Source organism: Rubricoccus marinus (genome assembly GCF_002257665.1).
GTDB lineage: Bacteria > Bacteroidota > Rhodothermia > Rhodothermales > Rubricoccaceae > Rubricoccus > Rubricoccus marinus.
Window position 1 is genome coordinate 34,454 of the sequence record NZ_MQWB01000011.1, and the last position, 21,788, is coordinate 56,241.

Below are 21,788 nucleotides of genomic sequence, written 5' to 3' on the forward strand. Positions count from 1 at the left end.
CGTTGCAGTGCAATCACGATCCTGCCTCGTTGGACTCTCACCGGGCGCCAACCTCTCTAGACCGTTACCTCATGCGCCTCATGACGCGACGCCTGCTGGCCGTCGGTGACGGCCTCTCGATGTACGCCTCTTGCGGGTGGGCGGGGCTCCACGTTGATTGCGGGTCCCAGTCGGGCGGCGCGTTCGCCGCCAGCCGGTGGGTGAACGGGTGCTCTGCGGAGGAACGATGGCGTACGGACGCGTTTCTCATTACGCACTACCACACCGACCACTACAACGGGTGGGTGTACGCGTCCGACGCGGGGAGCGTCCCTCCCCTCCCGTACCTCTCCACGCTGTACCACCCGCGGCTCCCGACGCCGGGAGCTGTCGACTTGCTCCGAGCGACGTTCGCCCTCTTCGCGCTGGGCTCCGGCACGGGAAGCATGGAGATCGACCTCTGGCACCGGGTGGCACGTCTGAGCCGGCGGCCTGTCGTGCGAGTACCCCTTGAGCAGGGACGGAGGGTACAGACGTCTGCCGGGGAACTCCATGTGATCTGGCCTCCCCACCATATCCAGGGGGCGCTCAGCGAGACCATCGAGGGCGCCGTTCGGAAGTTCCATGATGCCCTCGATCGGCACACCCGCCTCCGAGAGCTCTACGAGGCGACGGAGTCCGTGGAGGCCTACGCCGATGGTGACAAAGCTCCCGTACGAAACCGGGACCGAATCGACCCGTGGGAGCGAGAGGGACGGCCGAGGCGGCAGCATGAGCCGTTGGACCCAGACCACTACGAGAGCCTTGACGACATGCTCCCCGATGAGGAGCTGCGCGAGGTCAACCGCGCTCTCCGGGACGCCGCGAACTCCCTGGGGCTCGCGTTCGTGCTGGACCGCCGCGTACTTTGCCTGGGCGACCTCGAGGGGCGAGCGCTGACGGGGGCCCTCTCGTACCTCGTCGGTGAGGGCCTGATCGACTTCGACGTCATCGTCGCGCCCCACCACGGGACAAAGTGGAACCGGGAGATGTTCAAGTTGAGGGGCAACCGGGTTGAGGTTTCAGTAGGCGACCGCCTGTGGCCCAAGGTGAAGCCCGAGCTCGGCCGGATCGCACGATCCGTCCACTTCACCCACATGCAGGGCGACCTCGTCTGGCATGGCTGATGCGTATTCAAGGGGCGGGTATCCCACGGAATTCGCCCTTGGAAAACACGTGGGGATGTAGCTCGGGGGCCGTGTGGGGGGACCCCACGATGAGCATCGTAAACACACGGGGCAGCCGTTCGGGGCGCGAGAACACGTCGGCGAGGCTAGCGAGATCGCGCCCGCTGGGTTCCGGGGGATGTCTGGGGTGCGTGTGCCACGTTCCTATAAACCCTACCGCCCCATGCGAGGCGGTGGCGAGCCGTTCGGTCTCGGCGGCCAGCCCTTCTACTCCGCACGTAAATCGATCCACGGCCTCGATGCTGTCGAGGGGAGGGGGGCCAGCGCGGTCGATCCAGACGACCCTGCGGACGGAATCCCAGTCGCCAAAAAGTGCCCCCCCCGTTTCTACATCGGGTCCGAGGCGCTCCCGAGCGTCCGCGATCGCGCGCGAAAGCTGACTGGTCACGCCTTCTCCAAGGTGAACTGTAAATCCGAGCCTGGGGTCTTTGAGATGACAGTAGGGCCGAGCGCCGAACTGGACGGAGGCGAGCCGATCAGTGTCTTCGAGTGCGAGGTACGGCTGGCAGGCGAGGAGGGCCGCACTCGTTCCCTGTGACTGGACGAGACGCCGAGCACTCCAATTGAGTGCCATCGCGGACAGGGCATTCATGTCGGCTGCAGAACCGACGAAGGTACTCTCTGAACAGCCGGGCTCGGGGTAGAAGGGGTCCGTAGAGTCCCGTGGGCGGGACGGAAAGAAGCCGTCCAGGTATTCGCGGCCTCCCTCACGCTCGGCGAGTTGGAGCCGGACGTCACGCTCGAGGTCGCCGAGGCTCCCCGGGTCACTTCCTGTGAGTAGACGGGCGAACACGCGTTCGGCTCTAGCGTCGACCCCAACGGTCAGGATCGGGACCGCCGGCGTACTACGGCGGAGGTCGAGGAACGCTCGGACGGGGATTGCAGCGGTCGCATCGATGACGATCTCGGCGCCGTCGCTCCAGTCAGTGCCCGGTGGAATCCGAGTGACATCGTTGATGTCCGCCTCGACCCTGAGGTCAGGGCGGATCCCTCGGATCCGATGGCGGAGTGCGTCCACCTTGGCGAGACCGACGTCGTCAGCTTCGTAGGGTTGGCGGGCGAGGAGTCCTGGTGAGACGACGCCTTTGTCTCGGAGGACGAGCCGTGCGGCCCCGGCTCTCGCAATGGCGATAGCAATGGGACCACCGACTGCGCCACACCCCCAGATCGCGACCTCCCGACCCTCGAACCATGACATAGGGGCGCCCTGATCGCGGCGCACGGCGACAGTAGGTCGGGCCTCGTGCGATCGACAGACGAGCAGCGGCAGCCCATCGCCCTCGGTAAGGACCCGGTCGATGGCCTCCTCTTTTCGACGCGTCCCACCAGCTTCCCATAGAGCCTCTGAAAGGGGCCGAGGAAGGAACAGCGTTGTCAAGAAGTGACGTGAGTCGTCTATCCCCATCGAGGTCCCGATGGTGAAGTAAAGGGGGTGGCCCCGGACTCCGGCGCGCGCGACGCGGCCGAGGTGCTTTACGACTGTTCGGGGCTCGAGTCCAGTGGACTCGAGGGAGCGGAGAAGGGACCCGAGGGTGTCCGGGAATTCGAATCCGAGCCGACCACCGACGAGGACCGCAGCCCCAAAGCGCTGACCGCGGATGTGTCTCGCCGTAGACGTGTCCCACCCCTTGATGACCACGCGGTCGGGCGTGCTCGCCCGTGCATGGTCGATCGCTTTGGGAGGTGCAACCGTCAGGCGCGTGTATCCCATCCACGGCCGTGTGGCGTCGGGCTCAGACGCCTCGGCGACGACCGCGGCGGGGACGGGCAGCACCCGAGAAAGGGTAGGCGCGTGGAACGCCCCCCCCTGTTGTTCGACGTCGTTCCGGGCTACCCGGTCGAACCACGTCCAGAGCCGTTCGAGGACGTAGCCCGACAGGCCCATTTTCGGGTCCCAGTCAGTCGACGGGGATCTGAAGAGGCAGAGACCGTCGCCTCGGAGGACGTTCTCGTAACCGGCGAACCGTGTGTGAGCGACGGACGCACGGGGATACCCCACGGGGAACGTCGGCGGAAGCGTAATGCTGACGTGCTCGGTCGGTTCGAAGAGGAGACCACCAGGAGTGTGCGCGGCAATAAACGTCCGGGCGTCGAGGTCGACGTCAATCGTCAGGCTTCCGGCGTCATAGCGGATGCCCACGATAGAGAAGCCCCCCCCGGAGGCGGCCTCGATCTCGCGGGCCTCTGCTAGTGCCGTGGCAAGCGCGAGGGGTAGGTCGGCGGGTGACATGAAAGGCTCAGCCGTGATCGATGGCGCTGGAGGAAGGTGTGGCGCCCCCGACAACGGGGCCGGCGCCCCAGCCGGGAGGCGTGGCGTTGGCCACGGTCGCGCCGTTGACAGTAATGGCGATGACGAGCGGCTTGGGCTGGCCCGGCGTGGGGTGCTCCATGGTCACGACGTAGTTCCTCCGGTTGCCGTGACCCTCGGCAACATCCTTGTAGTACGCCGCGGCCTCGGGATGCGGTGGATCGTTGTCCTTATAGCGGCGAACAGGGCGGCTCGGAGAGATCAGGATTGACTGGGGCTCACCATAGTCCTCGAACAGGCGGGCTACGTTGGGCAGCGGGGTTGTTTTGCGCGAGCCACGCTCGGAGGGATGGAGCGAGAGGTAGGACGAGTGGTGTGGGAGGTGGAAGACATCCCAGCGCAGTCGATCGAAGCGCGACGGGTCGGGATGATCGGGGTTCTTCGCGTGCCACTCGGTGATGGCGACGATCTGGTCGATTTCGTTGGCCCGGAGGTCGGCGAGGAAGAGAGCGCGCGTGAGGCGGCCGTTCACGTCGAAGACGGCCTGGAAGCCGAGGCAGTCACCGTTGCGGTTGGGCTTGAGGCCCTGCTCGGAGCGCGTGGCGAACGGTGAGTGCGCGAACATCTCGAAGCGGTCCCGCTCTAGTGTGAACTCCGGGACGAGTTCTCCGGCGTCGGTGAAGAGATGGGCGCGCGTGGCTGGGTCGATGCCGCGGTCGCGGAGCCAGTCGGTGAGGAGTCCGGGCGTTGAAAAGACCCGGATCCCGTACCCCTTCACGAGGCGGTGCCGTGCCTCGTCCCGGATCAACCGGGAGTCCCCGGTGTTGCCGGTCTCAAGGATGGCGACGGCCGGGACCATAAGGGTCCCGATTTTGGCTCGCCCCTCGCCTTGGTACTTTTCGTAGCGGTCGAACCAGAAGAAGTCGCTAGCCCCGCAGATGTGATCATTGTCGAAGTGAGTGAAGGCGACGGCCTCGTAGCCGTCCTTCTTGTTGCGGCTGAGGTGGGCGCGGAGTTCAGCCGGGAGGTCTACGCGCTTGTCAGAGGGGTCGTCGGTGGCGACGGCCGCGAAGTCGACGAGGATGGAGCGACCATCGTCGAGGTCGATCCGCGAGCAATCGGCGTTGTCGAGCGGGAAGCAGGTGATCGTGGGCATGGGGGGCGTATGTAAACTTGGAGGTCAGAAGTAGAGGGAGCAGAGGCTCCCTAGAACATCCTGCTGGGGTCGCCCCCCGATTCGTCACACCCCTTCGACTTTTTTTGCCGCCCCCCTCCCCTACTCCCCTCGACGACGCGGACTGGCCCTCGATCTATAGTCGACTGGAAGCGTACGCGACCTGGAAGGCGGCCCGGCTCCGCATTTCGGGGACCGGTCTGCTCCCGCTTGGACGCCGACCGGAGGACGTCGTGCAACAAGCGATTGCCCAAACGATCGAGGGGTCGCGGGCGTGGGACCCGGAGACATACCCCGACCTCGTGGATCACCTGCGGGCCGCCGTCGACAGCATCACGTCGAATCTCATCCAGCGGGCGGAGCACAGACACCGGGTACCAGAGACTGTTGAGGACCGGATCGGCGGCGTGGTCGTCGCCGAGGCCGACCCCGAGACGGCCTTGGCCGACGGGGAGTGCGCGGACGCACTGGAGGCGATCTGTGCGGAGGTGGTCGGGGACGACGATCGGTACGAGGCGGTCCGGATGGGGATCGAGGACGGCGAGAGCCGGTCGGTCGTGGCCGAGATGATCGGGACGACGGTGAAGGAGGTGTATGCGATGACCAAGACGTTCGTCCGGCGGATGCGGAAGGCGCTTGCGGCGCACCCGTGCTGGTCCGACGTTGGGACACCCAACCGCTCCCGCTGATGGCTCCGTCCGACGACCCGCATCTCCGCCTCCTAGACGGCCTCGCCGAGGCTGCGCTCCGCGACGACGCACTCGCGGACGAAACCCACCGCGGGGATGGGCGTGACCCCGAGGCCGTCCGTGCTGCGGGCGCGGCATTCATAGCTCCCCTGCTTGGTCGCGCCCGGCTCCGGTCGGCGGCCATGGCGAGAGAGGCGACGGCCTCGCGCCTGACCGGAATGAAAGAAGTCGCGGCGGCGAAGCTCCGCGAAGCCCGCGCACGGGGGGTCGACCTGGTGTCGGCGCTGGCGGACCTTCTGGGCACGCCGGAGGGCGAGCTACAGGTCCACTTTCGGAACGTGGATCACCTCGACGAGGCCGACGTGGCCGACATGCTCACCGAGGCCGAGCTTCTCCGTCTGCTAGACGAGGGCGAGGCGGACGAGTGACGGCGCGCCCTCGACTCGATCTCGCCTCCGCTCGGGCTGAGTCCCACGCCCGTCAGATGTTAAAGGCGTACGGAATCACGCGGGCGGCCGACATCGACCTCCGTGACCTCGCGTTCGACAGGAAGCTCGTGCTCCGGGCGGCCCCCATCCGGGGGTCCGAGGGCCGGCTCATCCGGCGGAACGAGTGGTCGATCGCGACAGTGGACTCGGCGATCCGCCACGACGGAAAGCGCCGGTTCGTCGCGGCGCACGAGCTCGGGCACCACGAGCTCCACCGAGACGCGCCCGTGTTTGTCTGCGACGGGAGGGACTTCCTCGACTGGCACCGTCGCCGCCCTCAGGAGACGGAGGCGAATCGGTTCGCCGCTGAGCTCCTGATGCCGAAGGCCGCCTTCTGCGCCGACGCGCACGGAGCGCGGTCGCTGGCGTCGGTCGGGGAGGTGGCCGATGCGTACCGGGCGTCTCTGACAGCGGCGGCGTTCCGGTTCGTCCACCTCGACGTCGCCCCGAGCGCGCTCGTGTTCTGCGTCGGCGGCCGAGTGGAATGGTCGTTGATCAGCCCGTCGTTCTCGTGCCGGTACGTCGAGCGGGGTCGGGCGGTCCACCCCTATTCGGGGGCGGGGGAGGCGTTTTCGAGCGGAGCCACGAGTCGCGGGCCGGAGCCGACGCCTGTGACCGCGTGGTTCTCAGACGATGACCTCGACCCGTCGGCGGACGTGTACGAGGACTGCCTCGCGATGCCGTCTCTCGACGCCACCCTGAGCCTGATTCTCGACCCGTAGGGGCTCGCTAGGACCGAAACGAGACTACTCGATCTCGACTTGGACCCAGAGGCCGTCGGGGTCCGTCGAGACCCGGCCGAGGAACGACTGCCAGGTGCGTTGAGAGACGCCAGCGGGTCGGTCGGGGACCTTGGTGTCGGCGCGGAGGACGCGGCCGCTGCACCGCTCCTGGAGCCGGGCGTCGAGCGGCGCGAAGGGCATGGCCCACTTTTTCTTGCGTGCCTGGGCCTCGTTGACGGGGACGAGCGCGGTGAGGTCGGGATGGCTCATGAGCTCGAGGCCGAGGTCGCGGAGGGTCGCGTTGTGGCTGGCGTGGTGGCCGACTTTGTAGAGGACGGTCTGGCCGAGGAGGGTCTCGGCTGTGACCAGCTGGCCGTCGTCGTCCCACGAGAGCTCGTGCCACGAGAGCCAGTTGCCGACCTGGGCGTCGCCAGGGAAGAGGAGGACGCGGCCGTCGGCGAGCTCGAAGGCGAGGGCGAGGCTCGTGTTGTTGACGTCGCCGTCGAGTTGGAGCGCGAGGGCCTCCGCGGTCCCCAGCCAGTCCTCGTCGATCCGCCGCCAGGCGAGTTCGGGGGGGGGCTCGTCGCCGCCGTAGTGGTCGAGGACGAAGTCGGCGAGGTCGCCCGTAGACGCGTCGCCGAGCGGAACCCCGGTGTCCGGGCCGAACGGAGCCGAAGGGTCGTCGTCGGCGAGGGCGTCGGCAAGCCCGTCGCGGGTCCGGGCGGTCTCGGCTGCCGCGTGCTCGTAGACCTCGCCGCTGTGCCGGCGCGGGTCGGAGCGCCGGAGAAGGGCCTCATTCCGAGGAGGCCCGAGAACGAACGCGCGGACGCCCGGAGCGACGGGGACCGGAGCCTCACCCGGAGAGAGGTACCGGGCGTGATCGCCAAGCGAGAGCGCGAGGTCCATTTGCTTGGCCGTCCCGCGGCTCCGCTTGGCTGCGAACCGGTCCGGCACGGCGGCGAGCGTCCGGAGCGCCGCTTTCGAGGCACCAACACCGAGGAAGCCGAGGACCCCGCCGATCTCGTCCGCGCGAGCGCGGAGGTGGGGGTCGCGAGCCTCCCGGAGGCGGCTGGCCGCGAGCTGGAGCGTGCCGAAGTCGGCGTCGAGCTCTCGCTGGAGGCGGACGGCGTCGGGATCGGCGGGGTCCTCGGTCCAGGCGGCCCAGACCTCGTCGATCTGGAGGTCGTTCTCGAACGTCTCCCGCGCCCATTGGAAGCCCGAGAGGTGGTCCCAGTGCTCGTGCGAGAGGACGAGGACGTCGATTCGCCCTCCGGTCACCGCGACAACGTCGGCGGCGACGTTCCGCATCTGCTTCGAGCCCCCGCGGGTCCCGTTGAACACGCCGCAATCGACGAGGACGTAACGAGCGGGCCGGTCGTCGCCACCGGGACCAGGGAACGCGAGGAGGAAGCAGTCGCCTAGTCCGCCGGGGTCGTACATCCGGACGACGGCGCCACCGGGGGGTGCGCTGAGGGTGCTCATGGGGACGGGGCGGCGCGGTGGAGGAGGGCGAAGGGTTCGGGGGCAGGATCGGCAGCGGATCGCGCCCCGAAATAGACCCCCTGGAGAGCTGGATTGAACCGGTCACGGAGGTAGCGGCGCTGCCGGTCGAGGCGGGCGTCGTCATCGATCCGCTTCCCGATGAGGTACCGGGGACGTCCGGTCGCGAGGTCGATGAGGAGGGTGGCGCCGGCACGGAAAACAAAGTCGGCTTGCTCCTCCACGTCCTTCATGGTTCCCGCGTCGGCCGCCGCCTGGCGGTCCGAGTCGAAGAACCCGAACCGGCGCTGGGTGGCCACGGCGACGAGGTCGGTGTGGATTTCGCCGGAAGGGGCGACACGCCGGGCGGGTCGGACGGCGTGGATCTCCAGGGCTGGGCTATTGGGGTGCGTCCTTGACCAGTAGGAGGACCTCGAGATCGACCCCGGCGCGTCGGGACGGAGGGTCAGACCGAGCGCCTCCGCGGCGTCGTAGTGCGGGCCGCTCATGAGCGCTTTGTTGACCTCCTCGCAGGCTTCGTTTGCGGCGTCGCTGACGGCCTCGCGGTCCGTTCGGAGGCCCCAGTCGGGGACGAACCGCTCCCGGATGGCCTCCGCGTCGCCGAGCGCGCGCCGGATGGCGTCGGCCTCCTCGCCGCGCGGAGCTCGCCAGAGGAGTGCCTCCTCGGAGAGGCTCCGGACACCGTCGGGATAGATCCCCCAAGCCCGGAACGACTCGACGAGGGCGACGCGGTAGCCGTGCGCGTCGTCCGGGACGAGGTCCCGATCGGCAGTGATGAGCGCGCGGAGGTACTCGCCGAAGGTGACGTCGACGGGCGGGCAGTAGTCGAGCGCCCGAATACACATCCGCAGGAGGTGCGAGGCGGCCTTGGCAGCCTGGTCCGCGAGCGCGTCGACGAGGTCGTGCGGGAGCGCCCCCTCCGGGAGGATGCCAGATCCCCCGGTGGCTATGCGGACGAGGCGCGCCGTCCGCTCGCGGTAGATCGCGACGAAGGCGCCGAAGACCGCAGCGACGAGGACGGACCCGCGGTCGTGGGGCTCCAGGGCGCGTTCGAGGGCGTGGGGGTCTGGCCGGCGGGGCCGCCAGCGGCCGTCGTCGCTGGGGCCGCCGAGCGCGTCGCGGAGCGCGCCGTGCCCCCCGGCCGCTCGGCCGAACTCCTGGGCGAGCTGAGCGAGGAGCGACTCAGCGCCGAGATCGCCACGGGTCCGCGCGATCTGGTGGCGGAGCGCTTCCGGGAACGAGAAGTGCTGGAATAGAGCGACGAGGTCGGCGAAGGCCTCGTGGAAGGCGAGGACGTCGGGGTTGGACGGCTCGGCGAACCGCCGGTGCATCCCGTCGAGGAGGGCGTGGGTCGTCTCGTGCGCGACGACGTCGTGGGAGAGGCAGGTGAAGACGAGGCCTCCCGGGAGCGCGCCGTCGCGGCGGGCCGGGGCGGCCGGGAAGTACCCGAAGAGGAGGGCCTTCTTCGCCGGGCTGTAGTAGGCGTTGGCCTCGCGTAGAGCGTGGGGGTAGACGCGGAGGCGCTGGACGAACTCGACGTACTTGGTCCGTCCGTCGGCGCCGACGTAGCGACCGGCGGCCCAGAGGGCGCGCCGCCCGAGGGCCTCCTCGAACCGCTCGATCGTCGTCATCGCGACGGCGTAGATCATCTGCTGGTGGAACTGGGGGGTTCCGAGCGATGGGGCGAGGCCGTCCTGGGCGAGGAGGTGGGGGTCGTTGAGGTCGACAGGTCGGTAGAGCCGGTTCGACGCCGGGTCGACGTCGACGACTTCGAGGTACTCGCCGACAGGGCCTGGAGAGAGGTCGGTCTCCCAGCGGACGGGGATCGTGACCTCGTTGATGGCGGCCGTGTCGAGGCGAGTGGACCGACCAGGGTCGAACGCGAAGGCCCGAAGACGGCGGCGAGGGGGGGCGGGGTAGTTGGACATGATCGTCGGTGGCGACAGCGAGGATTCTACGATCCAGACGCGTACCGATCTACCTGTCCCCATGCACCGATCACACGTTTAATCATGTATCGTCTTCGCAGTTGCAGGTTTGAACGCGCACCCGTTCCTTGGATCTCCGTTTCACAGAAGCCGATGGAGACGCTCCCAGACCCCGCCGACCCGATCCACGACTACGATCCCGAGCCCGACGCTGAAGCGCTCGCTGGAGCCGCGAGCGACGTAGCCCTCTGCTTGTCCGGCGGTGGCTACCGCGCGATGCTGTTCCACGTCGGCTCGCTGTGGCGGCTCAACGAGGCTGGGATGCTCCGAACGCTCGCGCGCGTGTCGAGCGTGTCGGGCGGCTCGATCACGGCCGGCGTGCTGGCGCTCGCATGGGACGACCTGGGGTGGGCCGGTGGAGTCGCGACACAGTTCGAGACTCGCGTAGCGGACCCCGTTCGGGTGCTGGCAAGCCGGACGCTCGACGCGGGCGCGGTGCTCACGGGTGTGCTCCTGCCGGGGTCCGTTGGCGACAAGGTTGCGGCGGCGTACGCGCGGTACCTGTTCGGGGACGCGACGCTCCAGGACCTTCCGGACGACTCGGCCGGGGACGCGCCCCGTTTCGTCATCAACGCCACGAACCTCCAAAGCGGGAAGCTGTGGAGGTTCTCGCGGCCGTACATGGGCGACTGGCGGGTGGGTATCGTCCGCGAACCGTCGGTGCCGCTCGCCCGGGCGGTCGCCGCGTCGTCGGCGTTCCCGCCAGTGCTCTCCCCAGTTGTGCTCGACCTCGACTCGTCCGACTTCGACGCGAGCACGGGGGACGGCTTGACCGGGCGCGCATACAGGGAAGAGGTCGTCCTAAGCGACGGGGGCGTGTATGACAACCTCGGACTGGAGACCGCCTGGAAGCGTCACGGGACGGTCCTGGTCTCCGACGGTGGCGGGGCGTTCGAGCCCGACCCGGACCCGCCGAGCGATTGGGCGCGCCATTCGGTCCGCGTGCTGGGCGTGATCGACAGTCAGGTCCGGAACCTCCGGAAGCGCCAGACGATCGGCGCGTTCGCCTCGGGCCGGAAGAGGGGGGCGTACTGGGGAATCCGGACGGACATCGCGAGGTACGGGCTCGGGGACGCCCTCCCCTGCCCTGCCCCGGAGACAGTGCGGCTGGCCGAGACGCCGACTCGCTTGAAGCGACTGTCGGACGTGCGTCAGGAGCGGCTGATCAACTGGGGGTACGCCGTGTGCGACGCGGCCCTCCGCGCGCACGTGGACCCATCGCTTCCAGCGGGCGCCTTCCCCTATCCTGACGCTAAGGTCGGATAGCTCCACCGTTATGCCCACTCACGACCTCAAGGTGAAGACGAAGCCCACGTCCGGCTTCAGGTGTACGTCAACTTCCGTCCGGTCCGGCTTCAAGGCGGGTCGGGTCGGTGCGAGGTCGAGGAAGCGACGCGGACCAACCTCGAGTGGTCCTCAGCCGTAGCCCCGGTGGAGCGGCACCTCGTCCCGCTCGGGAGCGACGCCGTCAACCGGTATAGGATCCGGGTGACGGCCGGTGCCCATGCGGGGTCGATGTGGACCGCATGGGAGGAGGGACTGCCGCGTTTGGTATCGCACGACCACGAGCGCCTGGAGGGGTGGGGCCGCCCGTATGCGCTGTGCTTCGACCCCGGGCTGACCTCGGCGTACGGTGTGGCCGAGTTGGCCGAGACAGAGGAGGAACGGGATGCCCTCCGGGAACGGCTCGCGGCGCTGTTCGCGGAGAGGGTCGAGCGAGAGTGCCGTCCACACGAGGCGGAGCTGCGCCGCGCGCTCCCAGTGGCTGGCGAGACCGCAGAGCTGTTCTACGCCGGGGCCGCGTGCCTGCTCCGACCTGGCCTCGTCCGCGAGGCGCTCCCCGGGCTTTACGGGACCGAAGACGGAGACGGCCTAATCGAGCTCGCGGGCCTAGTCCCACTGGGTGGGGGAGCGTTTCAGAGCGGCGACCTCGTCGTGTTCGGCCACCCCATGTTTCGCCGGTCGTTCTCCCGCTACAACACGCTGAACGGCGCCTTCTTCGACACGCTTCGCGAAGCCGTGGAAGCGGGGGTCGTTGTGCGAGTGGCACTCGACCCCGACCTCGTGGGGCTGGCCGCGACATACCGTCAGCCCTACGAGTTCCAGTATTGGTTCGGCCCGCCGTTCACGGACGACCTGTCGTCCATCGAGGCGGGGCCTGTCCGTCATGGGAGCGACGAGCGGCACCACCTATTTAGCCAGGTGATCCACACCGACTTCCACTGGTACGAGCGGAACGGGGCCTTCACGCTCGAGGTGGAGGAGGTGAGGGATTGGCCTTCTGCTGCACTCGGGGACCGCTACGGGTGCCGCTACGTGCACTCGATCGTCGACGGGGAGACGGGGACCGTTGAGCATCTGGACGGCGCCGTGCGGGTGTACGACGAAACGCAGATGGTCGAACGGCTCGACCTGCACTTGAACCGGGCCACACGCCAGACCGACTACACGAAGCTGTGGAGGACGGACGACCCGCTGCCTCTCGCCATGTGGAAGCGGCTAGTCCACGACTACTACCGAGACAACTACCTGGTCGGTGAGTACCTGGCAGGGAGCGACGGGAGCGAGCGGGCTGCGCTCGTGGGTGTACCCACGGCCCCACCTGGCCCCACTAGTCAAGCCAATGACGGCGCTGGCGTCCTACCGGCCCTGAGGGAGGCGAGTACCGTGGAGCATTTGCGGGACCGACTCGCCTCGCCCACCCTGCGCTCTGGCAGCGGAGTCCGCGCGTGCCTGTCGTTCCACCCCCGATCGCAGGACCCGACCCCGGAGCGGTGGTTCCGCCCGTTCACGTTCCTCCCGAGTCCCGAGCCTTACGCCCCAGCCCCCCTGCTCGAGCTCGGAACGCTGGACCTCAAGAAGATTCTGGACCATAGCGGCGGGGAGGTCGTGCTCCCGCCGAGCACGCAATACGTGCACTACCGCGACGGCATCGTCAACCTGTGCCCGCTTGTACACGGGACCGAGGACGCCGGCCTCGTGGAGGAGACTCTCGCCGGCCTCCAAGCCTACGCGGCGTCGTGTTTGGGGTCCGGGCCGACGACTGCCCTCACGCTCACGGTCGCGTATCCGGTCGAGAACCGGGTGGTGCGGGTGTCGGCGGCCGGCTCTGCAGCCGACCTCGTTGCGTGGCTCGATGCGGTGCCGGCTCTGCCTCGCTCTCGGGCCGAAGCGGCCGAGTGGTCGGGTGAGGTGGCATCCCACTACGCTGGGCAGGGGCACGCCCCGCCGACCGTTCTCGACCTGCTGACGCCAAGCGGGTTGTTCCTCGAGCGCACACCAATCCCGGCAGCTCTTTCGCCGCGGCCGAGGTACGACGAGGAGGCCGAGAGATGGGCGGCTTCCTTCACCCGCCCCTCCGGCGTCTACGCAGACGCGGGGTGGAGCGTCCTCGCCGAGGCGCTGGAGACGGGGGCCCTCGGCGTCACCCTGGCATGGCTGATCGACGGGATCGAGTGCCATGGGTGCGGCGGCGACTATGGGACCTGCCCGTGTACAGTCCTGGACTCCGGGTTCGGCCGGGCCCTGACCCCTCGAGAGCTGTTCTCCCTTTCGTGGTCCGGGGACGTCTAGCCAGGTTCAGACCGGGCGCCCACCACATCCTCCGAGAATCGGATGTGGACGGGTTCGCACGGACAGACGATGGGAGCTTTCTCGCACCATGAGACCTACGCTTGCAACAGGCCGCGCTCCGCAAGGCTCGGGAGTTCGTGGTCCCTCAGGATGAGGTGGCGTGGACGGGGATGCCCATGACCTTGCCCGCCTCGACGTGCTGGCAGGTGATGACGATGCCTTGTCCCGGAGCAGGCCTACCCGAGTGTTGAGGAAGCGATGTCAGCACTGCGGGCGTTCCGACCCGAGTCGGCTGGCGAGAAGGGTCCGCTAATCGATGAGCCAGCGCTCGCCCGCCTCGAGTCGCTCGTCGCTGACCGGGTGATCTCGGAGTCCGCCGATCAGGCGCCGCACCTCGCCACGGGAGTGAATGCGGGGAGTCGGTACCGGACCTGGGCGCGGCACCGGTCGAAGGAGGAGGTCGCGGCCTACATCCGCCAGAGGCTGACCGCAGCACCCGGAGAGTCAGTTCCCCTGCTGCGCGCCCAGGTGCCGATGACGCAGGAGATGAACGAGACGGAGCCGTACCCCGCGAAGTACGACCGCGACGCATACGAGTCGGCCTCGGCGTACCTGGACCCGGCGGATCTGGCTGCGGCGCTTGGTGAGGTGTACGGCGACGAGGTGCTGAACGCGGGGTGGGTCAACATGGACTACGTGCGGCTGGGGCTCGATGGTCAGGAGATCGTCTCCGAAGACGAGGGGCTGGCGCGGCAGTTCATGGTCATGCACCGTGCGGTGACAGGTTCGGGAGTGACACGAGGGAGCTCAGGGTGACGAGAGCCCCCAGGGTTTAAGAACTGCGGCAACCTGTCGAACCCTAACCCACACCTATCTCACCTCTCCCCGATGCGTCTTCTCGCCCTGCTGTCCCTATTTGCTCTCCCCCTTTCCGGCTGCGCCGGACTTGCAGAAGCGCTCGACGAAGCCTTCCCGACGTACTCAGGCGGAGACGTGACCGCAGTGACGCTCCTCACGCTTCCTCCGTCGAAGCCGGACGGCTCGGCATGGGACCTGAGCGGTGGAGCGGACCCATTCGTCGTGATCCGAGCCGAGAACGGGGCCGTCCTCTACAACGGCTCGGTAGTGGCGAACGCGGTCCCGAGCCAGTACCCGCTGCCGTGGGCGGTCTCTGGCGTTCGGGTCGGAATGGAGGACGTGATGTGGATCGAGGTCTACGACGACGACGTGGCTGAGGACGATGTGGTGGCGCGCTACCGGGTCCGACTGGCGGACGTGAGCGGGCTGGTGAAGCCTGCGACGTTCCCGTTGATGGGGCCGGGCGGGCAGCCGATGGCCGAAGTCGACGTGAGGTGGATCGAGGCGGCAGGATAACGAGTGGTGATCGTAGGTAAACGCGGGGTCGCCCGAGGCCCTCTCCCCTGCCCGACTCTGCGCCCCCCTTGGGGCCGCTGCTGCAGTCGGTGTGGAGCGACCCCGGGTATGGTGGGTCAGTGGCCGGTAGCTTGCACCACTCCAAAAGCGCATGCCCACGGTCCTCTCCCAGCTCGACCCTCTCCTCAACGCCTGGCGGGCGCTGGCGGAGGACGATCCGACGATGCTGTCGATGGAGCCGGACCCCGACCGAGATGAGTTGTCTGTCGAGGTGCGGGAGCGAATCCAGGGGAAGGGAGCGGTGACCGAAGCGCTGGCCTGGTGGGCGGAACGCGAAGGGGACCTGGACGAGCGAGGGCGCGTGGTCCACCTCCAGGCGGTTCTTCACGCCCTCGACATCCACTTTGGAGGCCAGCCGCTCCAACCCGTAGACGGCGAGGGCGAGCGGATTCGGCTCGTCGGCCAGCGGTGGTGGGGGGCGGTCGCCTCGCGGCCCCGCCGCCCGTTCACGATTCAAGAGCCGTTCCCTCATCTCGCTCGCGGGGTGCTCCACCGCGAGGAGTGGGTCGAGGAGAGGGCGGTGACAGAGGCCTTCGGGTCCGCCCTGCTCGACGGGGCGTTGCGAGTGGGCCTCTGTGCACTTCCGGGCAGCGGGCCGACGGCGTTCGAGGCCACAGAGGTAGTCGACCTCGACACGCTTGGCTTCCGGGGGATGTCCGTGGACGATCCGTCCGGGGAGTGTGCTCCGCTGCGCGAGGCGGTCGCCTGGGCCGTCGAGCGGGGTGTCCACGTGCTGGCATTCCCCGAATTGGCCGTGGACGAGGCCGGCAGGACAGCGCTCCGGGACGCGATCGAGTCCACGCCCGGTTCGCTCTGCCTCGTGGTGGCCGGGAGCTTCCACGTGGCCTCAGAGCGCGACGCCGACGCCGTAGCGAACGGGTCCCCCGTGTGGGCCGTCGTCGAGGGGGTGGCGGTCCCGGTGTGCACCGTCGAGAAGACGGAGCCGATCACGACCGGACCGGCGGGGTTGGGCGGCGACATCCAGCAGCGGGCAGAAGCGGAGAGCTGCACAGCCGTCCGAGAGCACATCCAGCCAGGTGGGCGGGTCCGGGTGGTACCCACGCCTGTGGGGGCGTTCTCGGTCTTGATCTGCAAGGACGCGCTCGTACTGGGAGCAGATGGGCCTTTCGGCGACATCCGAACGAAGGCGTACCGGTCGGCCGACCACGTGGTGATCCCCTCGATGAATGGGAGCGCAGCGGCGTGGTTTTGGGGGCAGGCCGAGGAGTCCGGCCGCCACCACGAGACGGCGACTTACTACGTGAACGCGGCGTGGGTGGCGGATGATGGCGTCGATGTCGCGTTTTGGTCCCTCCCGTACCGGGTCGGCGGACTGACCACTGAGCCGGAGGACGCAGGCGGGCACGCCCGTTTCCCGTCTGGCCATGAGGGACGAGACGAAGCGGAGACCTCGCGAGTGAGCGCCCCTCCCGACAGCGGCCGGGTGCTGGTGGAGGTCCCCCTCCCTACGCTCGACTGGTTCAGCGGGGGCGCTCGGTAGGTCGAGAAGGGGGCTCTAGCGAGGCAATTTAAGTTTTACGCTGACTGTACGATGAAACATCCGTACCTTACGCTGCGTGTACGATAAAAACGGGTGGAGCCCATACGATACCTGTCCGCTGTTCGTATTGGCACCCTTGCCCCCTCAACTCATGGAAGCTCTCACCACCCCGCAGGCCCCCGCCCCTTCGCTCTCTGAGCGCGTTCTGGAGCTCCCCTCTGACCCTGCGGTCGTGGGAGCGACCGTCGGCGATATCCTTTCCGCGTTGCGGGAGGGGGACGTAGCAGACTCGACGGCCGACGCGCTGGTCCACGAGAGCACACGCCTGGCACTCAACTGGATGGGGGCCGGGGACCGGGAGTCCCTCAACGGGCTCCTGGATGCTCTGCGCACGGCGTTGTCGGGGGCTGGGCTCGGACCCGTGCTTCTGTCGGGGCTGTCGACGGACGCTCGGTTCGCCGTGAAAGTGCTCGAGCTAGGTCGTGTGATTGGGGTGTACCTCCGGTCGAACAACGCGGCTCGGGACGTGGGTGCGCTCTCGGGCGCACGCCGGAAGCGGTGGCGTGCCGTGATGGCATGGGCCTGCCGTCGGCGTGGCCCGTTCACCGCGTCGGACGTGCGGGAGGCGGGGTTCTACCCCGGCCGCCTAGCGTCGGCGAACGAGGCGCTGGAGGCGCTGGCCCGGCATGAAATGCTCGCTCGGGCGGAGAACGACGACGGCGTGACGTACGCACCAACCTTAGAGGGGCGGGCGGCGACTCGAGCGGTCGTAGGGTCGGACGACACCGCAGGGTGGGCCGACCTGACCCAAGCGCGGTCGGCGCTGGAAGCGGAGCGCCGTGCGCTAGAGGCGCGGCAAGAAGCGCTAAAGCACGAAAACGAGGCTCTCGAGCATCAAAAAAGGGCGGTTCGCGAGTGGGAGGCCGCGGTCGTCGAAGGGCGCGAGCGGCTCGAAGCGGATCGACGGGAGCTCGAATCCGAGCGGATGGGCAGGTTCGCTGGTGCGATGTGAGCCGGAGCCCCTGGTGGGGATCGTCAGAGCATCCGTCGCTGGAAAAGGCTGCGCCGCACGATGGCGGCGCACGCTGTACGAGTACCGATCTAGCGGACTGCGAACAGGCCGACCCGGCGGTCCTCCGGGGTAGCGACGGCGCGCTTCGCCGCGTCGGTGGCCGCCCGCTTCGTTGGGAAGGGACCGAGCACGTTGTCACGGTCGGCGAAGCGCTTCGAGACGGAGCCGTGCTTGATGCCGAACCGCTTTCCGCGTGGTGTGCCGGGGCCTCCGGTGACGGCCCACCAAGAGCGGTAGTCGCCAACGCGCTCGGGCGGCGGCGTCGGGAGCACGAGCGGGCCACCACTCAGAAGCCTGCGCGCGGCCTCGACGGCGCTCGCGAACGCGGCCTGGTCGCGGGCCAGACGGCGCGCGGTGCCCTCGGGGTCGCGACCAGCGTCCCGATCGGCGAGGTCCTTCGCCAGCCGGGCGGCGCCGGTCGTGAGCCGACCGACGGCGCGGCCGTAGTCGCTGGGTGGCTGCTCGCCCTCGGGTCCGCGCGTCGAGGCGCGCACGTCGCGGCCGTGGAGCCCCCACGACGCCAGGCGGCCGACGAGCCGGGCGACCAGTTCCAGCACGGCGGGGACGACGTGGGGCTCGGCCTCGCGCAAGGCGTCCCACAGTCCTTCCGAGCGGCGGAAGGTCCCTTCGACGTGGCGGCGGAGGTCGGCCTCGGTGTAGGGCTCGGGCTCGACCGGCGAGCGCCGGGACGGGTCGGCGGGCGTCTGGCGCTCGGCGCGCTCGACGAGAGTCCGGAGAAACGCGAGGTCGTACGGCTTGCCTGTCCTCTCGCCTCGGGCGACCGCGAGCCGGGCGACGCGGGCGCAGTCGGGCCGGACGGCGTCGAAGCGCGTGAGGAGCGGTCGGTACCGTTCAGGGAGATCGGCGAGGGGGACGTCTGGGGTAGAGCTCATGGAGCCGTGGGCCATGCTGGGTGGGTCGGTGGAGCCTGCGGGCAGGCGCCTCTCGGTGCTGCCCGCAGGCTCCGTCGGCCTCGGCTGAGCGGATCGAGGGGCGAGGGCCTGTGCAGTTCCCCTTTCCCCGACAGGGGCAGCCGCTGGCCGCCGTCGGCCTGCGGCTGGGGATCATGATGCCGGGGAGGCGGAGCCGGGCGGGTCCGAAGCGGACCCCGACGGGAGGCGTCGGGAGCGAGTGGACCGTTCTCGGTCCTGGCGAGCGGACAGAGCCGAGCGGAGGGGGACGCGGAGTGGCGCGCCGGGCGGAGCCGGTGTCTGTGCGACCGAGATGGACCCGGTCGATCTCGCGCCAGAGGCTCTCGCCTGCGGCGTCAGTGACGCGGCTACACGAACAAATCGGTCTGGCCGTGGGCCTCGCGGCGCTGGCGGTCAGCACGGCGACGCGCGAGCGCTCGGTGCCGGGCGATCCCGCCCGGCTCCTCGATGCCTCCCGGTCCCGTGGTCGGCACGCGCAGCGTGGCCGCGAGCTCGTCGGGGTAGAGGTCGCCCGTCGCGATCCGCCAGAAGTCGCTCGGGCCGACGTAGTGCTCGATGAGGGCGAGCGTCGCCGGGTCGAGGGAGGCGAGGAACAGGTCCCGCTTGGTGGTGGCGTGGAAGCCCGTAGGCAGCGGCTCGACGTGCCCCTCAGGCTGGACGCTGTGCGTCGGCCGCCCGGGTTGGCCGTCGAGTCGGACGAGACGGGACGGGAGCCCGGCGAGCACGGCCTTGCGCTGGCGGCGCGCTCGCCGCGCCTGCCCTACGGCGCGGCGTGCCTCAGGTGGGAGGAGCGCCTTGATCCACGTCCGGGCGAAGAACCCCCGGCTGGCGCGGGTCCGAGGGCTGTTGTTGACGTACCCGATGCGGCGCGGGTCGAGCTCCAGGTCGGGCTCGACGGCGCGGAAGCCCACCAGTTCTCCCATGCGGCTCCGTCCCCATCCATAGCCGCTCACGGCCGCGGTGAAGGTGGCGATGTACAGGCTCTCCGTCTCCCCTTCTCGGCCCGGACGGTGGCGGTAGACCGCGGCCACGAGCGGGTTGTCGGGGTCGCCCTCGGCCACGTTGGGGTGTGCGGACTCGGCCCGATGCCAGACGTCGAACCGCTCGGCCAGGACGAAGGCGACGGCCTCGATGACGAAGAGATGGTCGGCCGGGTCCGCGTAGCCGCACGCATCGGCGGCGGCGAGCGCGCGAGCGCGCAGCGCCGGGAGCGCGAGCGTGGCCACGAAGGCGCGGGCCTGCGCCGGGGTGTGCTCGTAGCGACGCGAGAACCTCCGGCAGGCGCGGGTGAGCGCGTAGACGAACCGGCTCCACGTGACTTTCTGGGTGTGCCTCCTCATAGCGGCTACCGGAGCTGGCGGTCGGTGTAGTCCTCGACCTCCTCGGTCGAGAGGACCCGCCACGACGGCGAGACGAGGTTGCCCGACGACGAGAGCCGGAACGTGGCCCGGATCGTGAGCGGTCGGTCGGTGCCCTCGACGGCGAAGCGGAAGAGGAAGGCCAGCCGGGTGGGCGACACACCGAGGTCGCGGCCGATGATCTCGGCGAGGTACTTCGCGTCTTCGGTGATGGGCGCGCGGTTGCCCTCGCCCTGGACCAGAACGACGCTGTACGACCGCTCGTCACTGTCGTGGCGGCTTGCGTTGCCGTAGATCGTGGCGGTGGCCGAGAGCGTGCCGCCGCCGTAGCTGCGCCACGTGAGAGGCTTGTCCTGCCACTCTTGGATGGTGGCACCCGTGAGGTTGTAGGGCTGGTCGCGCTGCGCGGCGGCGGTGGGCGCGGCCAGGAGCGAGACGAGCGTGAGAGCGAGGAGGATGGCGATACGGGTCATGGCAGTCGTGCGGTTCGATGTGCTGGAGGAGTGCCTGGAGGGGCGGGCGCATGGGTCAGTAGTCCGAGGGGAGAAGCACCGTCGTGGCGGAGCGGTCGGCCTCGGTGAGGACCCAGAGCTTGCCGCCCTTGGTCTCGTAGGCCGAGAGGACTCGGGTCCCGCCTTCGACCGAGCGGTCGTTGGCCTGGGCGTCGTGCTCGGAGACGTCGCCCCAGTCGCCACCCGCGTGGCGACCGACGAGGGCGATCACGTCGAGCCCGTGCGTGCGGACGAGGTCGAGCGCGCCGGGCGTAGCGACGACGTGACCGAGCGGGAAGCGGGCGGCGCGCGAGCGCGTGCTCGCGGGAGCGGGTGCAGCCATTGCAGTGGAGAGGCTGGTTCGGAGGGGTCCCCCGGCGTGGGGGCGTTCGTCCCTCGACGCCCCCGCGCCGGGAGAGCCCGGCGGCCTCGTCTCAGCCCCCTACACCAGCCCACGCTCGGCCAGGCTCGTGTAGGACGGCGCCCCGTCGTCGCTCAGGTCCGTCGTCCCCGTAGACGGGACGATGATGAGGTGATCGTGGACGGGTATGCCCATGACCTTGCCCGCCTCGACGAGCTGGCGCGTGACGGCCACGTCCTCCCGGCTGGGCTCCGGGTTGCCCGAGGGGTGGTTGTGCGCGAGGAGGATGGCCGCTGCGTTCGCCAGCACGGCGGCCTTGAACACCTGCCTCGGCTCGACGATGCTCGCTGCGAGCCCGCCGACGGACGCCACGTGGAGCCCAGTCAGCGTGTTGGCCGTGTCGAGGAAGGCGACGACGAACTCCTCGCGGTCGCGGTCGGAGAAGTACTCGGCGAGGACCGCCGCGGCGTCGGCGGGTGAGCGGACCTGGTCGCGCGTCGGGAACGTGAACGTCCGCTCGCGCACGAGCCGGGTGGTGTAGAGCGGGACGCCGGAGAACAGCGCGTCGCGGTAGGCGCCGTGGACGGTGCCCTCGACGTGCGCCTCAGACTGGCGGAGCGCGTGGGCAGGCTCTCGAACGACGGAATGAGGGCGATCTGCCAGAGGCTCAGGCACCGAGCCGTACAGCACGGTTCGACGGGCGAACCACGGCGCGTCGGTCTCGACGCGGCGGAGACGACCGCGCGCGGCGAGGCGGCTCGCGTGGTACCGCTCGCGGCGGTCGAGCGCGGGCTGGGGCACGACGGGCGCGCCATCGTAGCGGTCGCCGCCTTCGGACATCCTGGCCTCGATGTCGCGAAGCACGCGGAGATTGAGGGCCGTGACGCCGCCTGGGTGCGTCAGTCCATCCGGGTTCGGGGTCGCCATGATGACTCAGCAGACGCTCGGCCTGCGGGTCGCTCCGCACGGTCTCACGTCGCCCGCGGTGGGAGCGCCCCCGTCGGCCGACGCGCACTCGCGGTCGGCGGGGGTGCCTTGTGCTCCCTGTTGCC

19 protein-coding genes are annotated in these 21,788 nt (G+C 69.3%); 10 read left to right on the top strand and 9 right to left on the bottom strand.

What is annotated here, in order from left to right; translation table 11 throughout:
* Window positions 1-80 precede the first annotated feature (80 nt).
* Window positions 81-1,145 (top strand): MBL fold metallo-hydrolase, encoded by a 1,065-nt coding sequence (locus BSZ36_RS17605; RefSeq protein ID WP_143536981.1) that lies wholly within the window; start codon window positions 81-83, stop codon window positions 1,143-1,145.
* Window positions 1,146-1,152: 7 nt separating this feature from the next.
* Here BSZ36_RS17605 and BSZ36_RS17610 read toward each other — a convergent pair whose 3' ends face one another.
* Window positions 1,153-3,435, bottom strand: a complete 2,283-nt coding sequence (locus BSZ36_RS17610; RefSeq protein WP_094551738.1) for a ThiF family adenylyltransferase — start codon at window positions 3,433-3,435, stop codon at window positions 1,153-1,155.
* A gap of 7 nt (window positions 3,436-3,442) precedes the next feature.
* Window positions 3,443-4,609: an anti-phage 6A-MBL system MBL-fold protein gene (locus tag BSZ36_RS17615; RefSeq protein WP_094551740.1), complete on the bottom strand. Its 1,167-nt coding sequence runs from the start codon at window positions 4,607-4,609 to the stop codon at window positions 3,443-3,445.
* 251 nt (window positions 4,610-4,860) lie between these two features.
* On the opposite strand from BSZ36_RS17615, the gene BSZ36_RS17620 reads away from it, so the two are divergent.
* From BSZ36_RS17620 to BSZ36_RS17630, 3 genes are read left to right on the top strand one after another with little or no spacing between them, the layout of a single operon-like run.
* Window positions 4,861-5,316 (top strand): hypothetical protein, encoded by a 456-nt coding sequence (locus tag BSZ36_RS17620; protein WP_094551742.1) that lies wholly within the window; start codon window positions 4,861-4,863, stop codon window positions 5,314-5,316.
* Window positions 5,316-5,744 carry a hypothetical protein gene (locus tag BSZ36_RS17625; protein ID WP_094551744.1) on the top strand — a complete coding sequence of 143 codons (429 nt, stop codon included), beginning with the start codon at window positions 5,316-5,318 and terminating at the stop codon, window positions 5,742-5,744. Before BSZ36_RS17620 ends, BSZ36_RS17625 begins: the two co-directional genes overlap by 1 nt.
* A gap of 56 nt (window positions 5,745-5,800) precedes the next feature.
* Window positions 5,801-6,526, top strand: coding sequence for an ImmA/IrrE family metallo-endopeptidase (locus BSZ36_RS17630; RefSeq protein ID WP_094551746.1), 726 nt, complete (start codon window positions 5,801-5,803; stop codon window positions 6,524-6,526).
* 24 nt (window positions 6,527-6,550) lie between these two features.
* Here the strand turns inward: BSZ36_RS17630 and BSZ36_RS17635 are convergent, their stop codons facing one another.
* Together BSZ36_RS17635 and BSZ36_RS17640 are read right to left on the bottom strand one after the other, a co-directional pair.
* Entirely contained in the window at window positions 6,551-8,008 is a 1,458-nt protein-coding gene (locus BSZ36_RS17635; RefSeq protein ID WP_094551748.1) for an MBL fold metallo-hydrolase, read from the bottom strand.
* Window positions 8,005-9,954, bottom strand: coding sequence for a gluzincin family metallopeptidase (locus tag BSZ36_RS17640; RefSeq protein WP_094551750.1), 1,950 nt, complete (start codon window positions 9,952-9,954; stop codon window positions 8,005-8,007). The genes BSZ36_RS17635 and BSZ36_RS17640 overlap by 4 nt, the downstream gene beginning before the upstream one ends.
* A gap of 153 nt (window positions 9,955-10,107) precedes the next feature.
* Here BSZ36_RS17640 and BSZ36_RS17645 point away from each other — a divergent pair, with 153 nt between their 5' ends.
* The 6 genes from BSZ36_RS17645 to BSZ36_RS17670 all read left to right on the top strand — a co-directional run bounded on the left by BSZ36_RS17645 (window position 10,108) and on the right by BSZ36_RS17670 (window position 17,534).
* Entirely contained in the window at window positions 10,108-11,280 is a 1,173-nt protein-coding gene (locus tag BSZ36_RS17645) for a patatin-like phospholipase family protein (RefSeq protein WP_094551752.1), read from the top strand.
* A 165-nt stretch (window positions 11,281-11,445) separates the two neighbouring features.
* Window positions 11,446-13,587 carry a hypothetical protein gene (locus BSZ36_RS17650; protein ID WP_143536982.1) on the top strand — a complete coding sequence of 714 codons (2,142 nt, stop codon included), beginning with the start codon at window positions 11,446-11,448 and terminating at the stop codon, window positions 13,585-13,587.
* A gap of 258 nt (window positions 13,588-13,845) precedes the next feature.
* The gene (locus tag BSZ36_RS17655; protein ID WP_094551756.1) at window positions 13,846-14,403 is read left to right on the top strand and encodes a hypothetical protein; all 558 of its coding nucleotides are present in this window, start codon (window positions 13,846-13,848) and stop codon (window positions 14,401-14,403) included.
* A gap of 72 nt (window positions 14,404-14,475) precedes the next feature.
* Window positions 14,476-14,961 carry a hypothetical protein gene (locus BSZ36_RS17660; RefSeq protein ID WP_094551758.1) on the top strand — a complete coding sequence of 162 codons (486 nt, stop codon included), beginning with the start codon at window positions 14,476-14,478 and terminating at the stop codon, window positions 14,959-14,961.
* A gap of 151 nt (window positions 14,962-15,112) precedes the next feature.
* Window positions 15,113-16,522: a hypothetical protein gene (locus BSZ36_RS17665; RefSeq protein ID WP_094551760.1), complete on the top strand. Its 1,410-nt coding sequence runs from the start codon at window positions 15,113-15,115 to the stop codon at window positions 16,520-16,522.
* Window positions 16,523-16,673: 151 nt separating this feature from the next.
* Window positions 16,674-17,534 carry a hypothetical protein gene (locus BSZ36_RS17670; RefSeq protein ID WP_094551762.1) on the top strand — a complete coding sequence of 287 codons (861 nt, stop codon included), beginning with the start codon at window positions 16,674-16,676 and terminating at the stop codon, window positions 17,532-17,534.
* 89 nt (window positions 17,535-17,623) lie between these two features.
* Here BSZ36_RS17670 and BSZ36_RS17675 read toward each other — a convergent pair whose 3' ends face one another.
* The 5 genes from BSZ36_RS17675 to BSZ36_RS17695 form a co-directional block, all read right to left on the bottom strand.
* Complete coding sequence (locus BSZ36_RS17675) at window positions 17,624-18,487, bottom strand: hypothetical protein (protein WP_143536983.1); 864 nt, start codon at window positions 18,485-18,487, stop codon at window positions 17,624-17,626.
* A 386-nt stretch (window positions 18,488-18,873) separates the two neighbouring features.
* The gene (locus BSZ36_RS17680; protein WP_094551766.1) at window positions 18,874-19,866 is read right to left on the bottom strand and encodes a hypothetical protein; all 993 of its coding nucleotides are present in this window, start codon (window positions 19,864-19,866) and stop codon (window positions 18,874-18,876) included.
* A 5-nt stretch (window positions 19,867-19,871) separates the two neighbouring features.
* Complete coding sequence (locus BSZ36_RS17685) at window positions 19,872-20,357, bottom strand: hypothetical protein (protein ID WP_094551768.1); 486 nt, start codon at window positions 20,355-20,357, stop codon at window positions 19,872-19,874.
* A 55-nt stretch (window positions 20,358-20,412) separates the two neighbouring features.
* Entirely contained in the window at window positions 20,413-20,718 is a 306-nt protein-coding gene (locus BSZ36_RS17690) for a hypothetical protein (protein WP_094551770.1), read from the bottom strand.
* 99 nt (window positions 20,719-20,817) lie between these two features.
* Complete coding sequence (locus BSZ36_RS17695) at window positions 20,818-21,663, bottom strand: JAB domain-containing protein (protein ID WP_218827751.1); 846 nt, start codon at window positions 21,661-21,663, stop codon at window positions 20,818-20,820.
* Window positions 21,664-21,788: the final 125 nt, after the last annotated feature.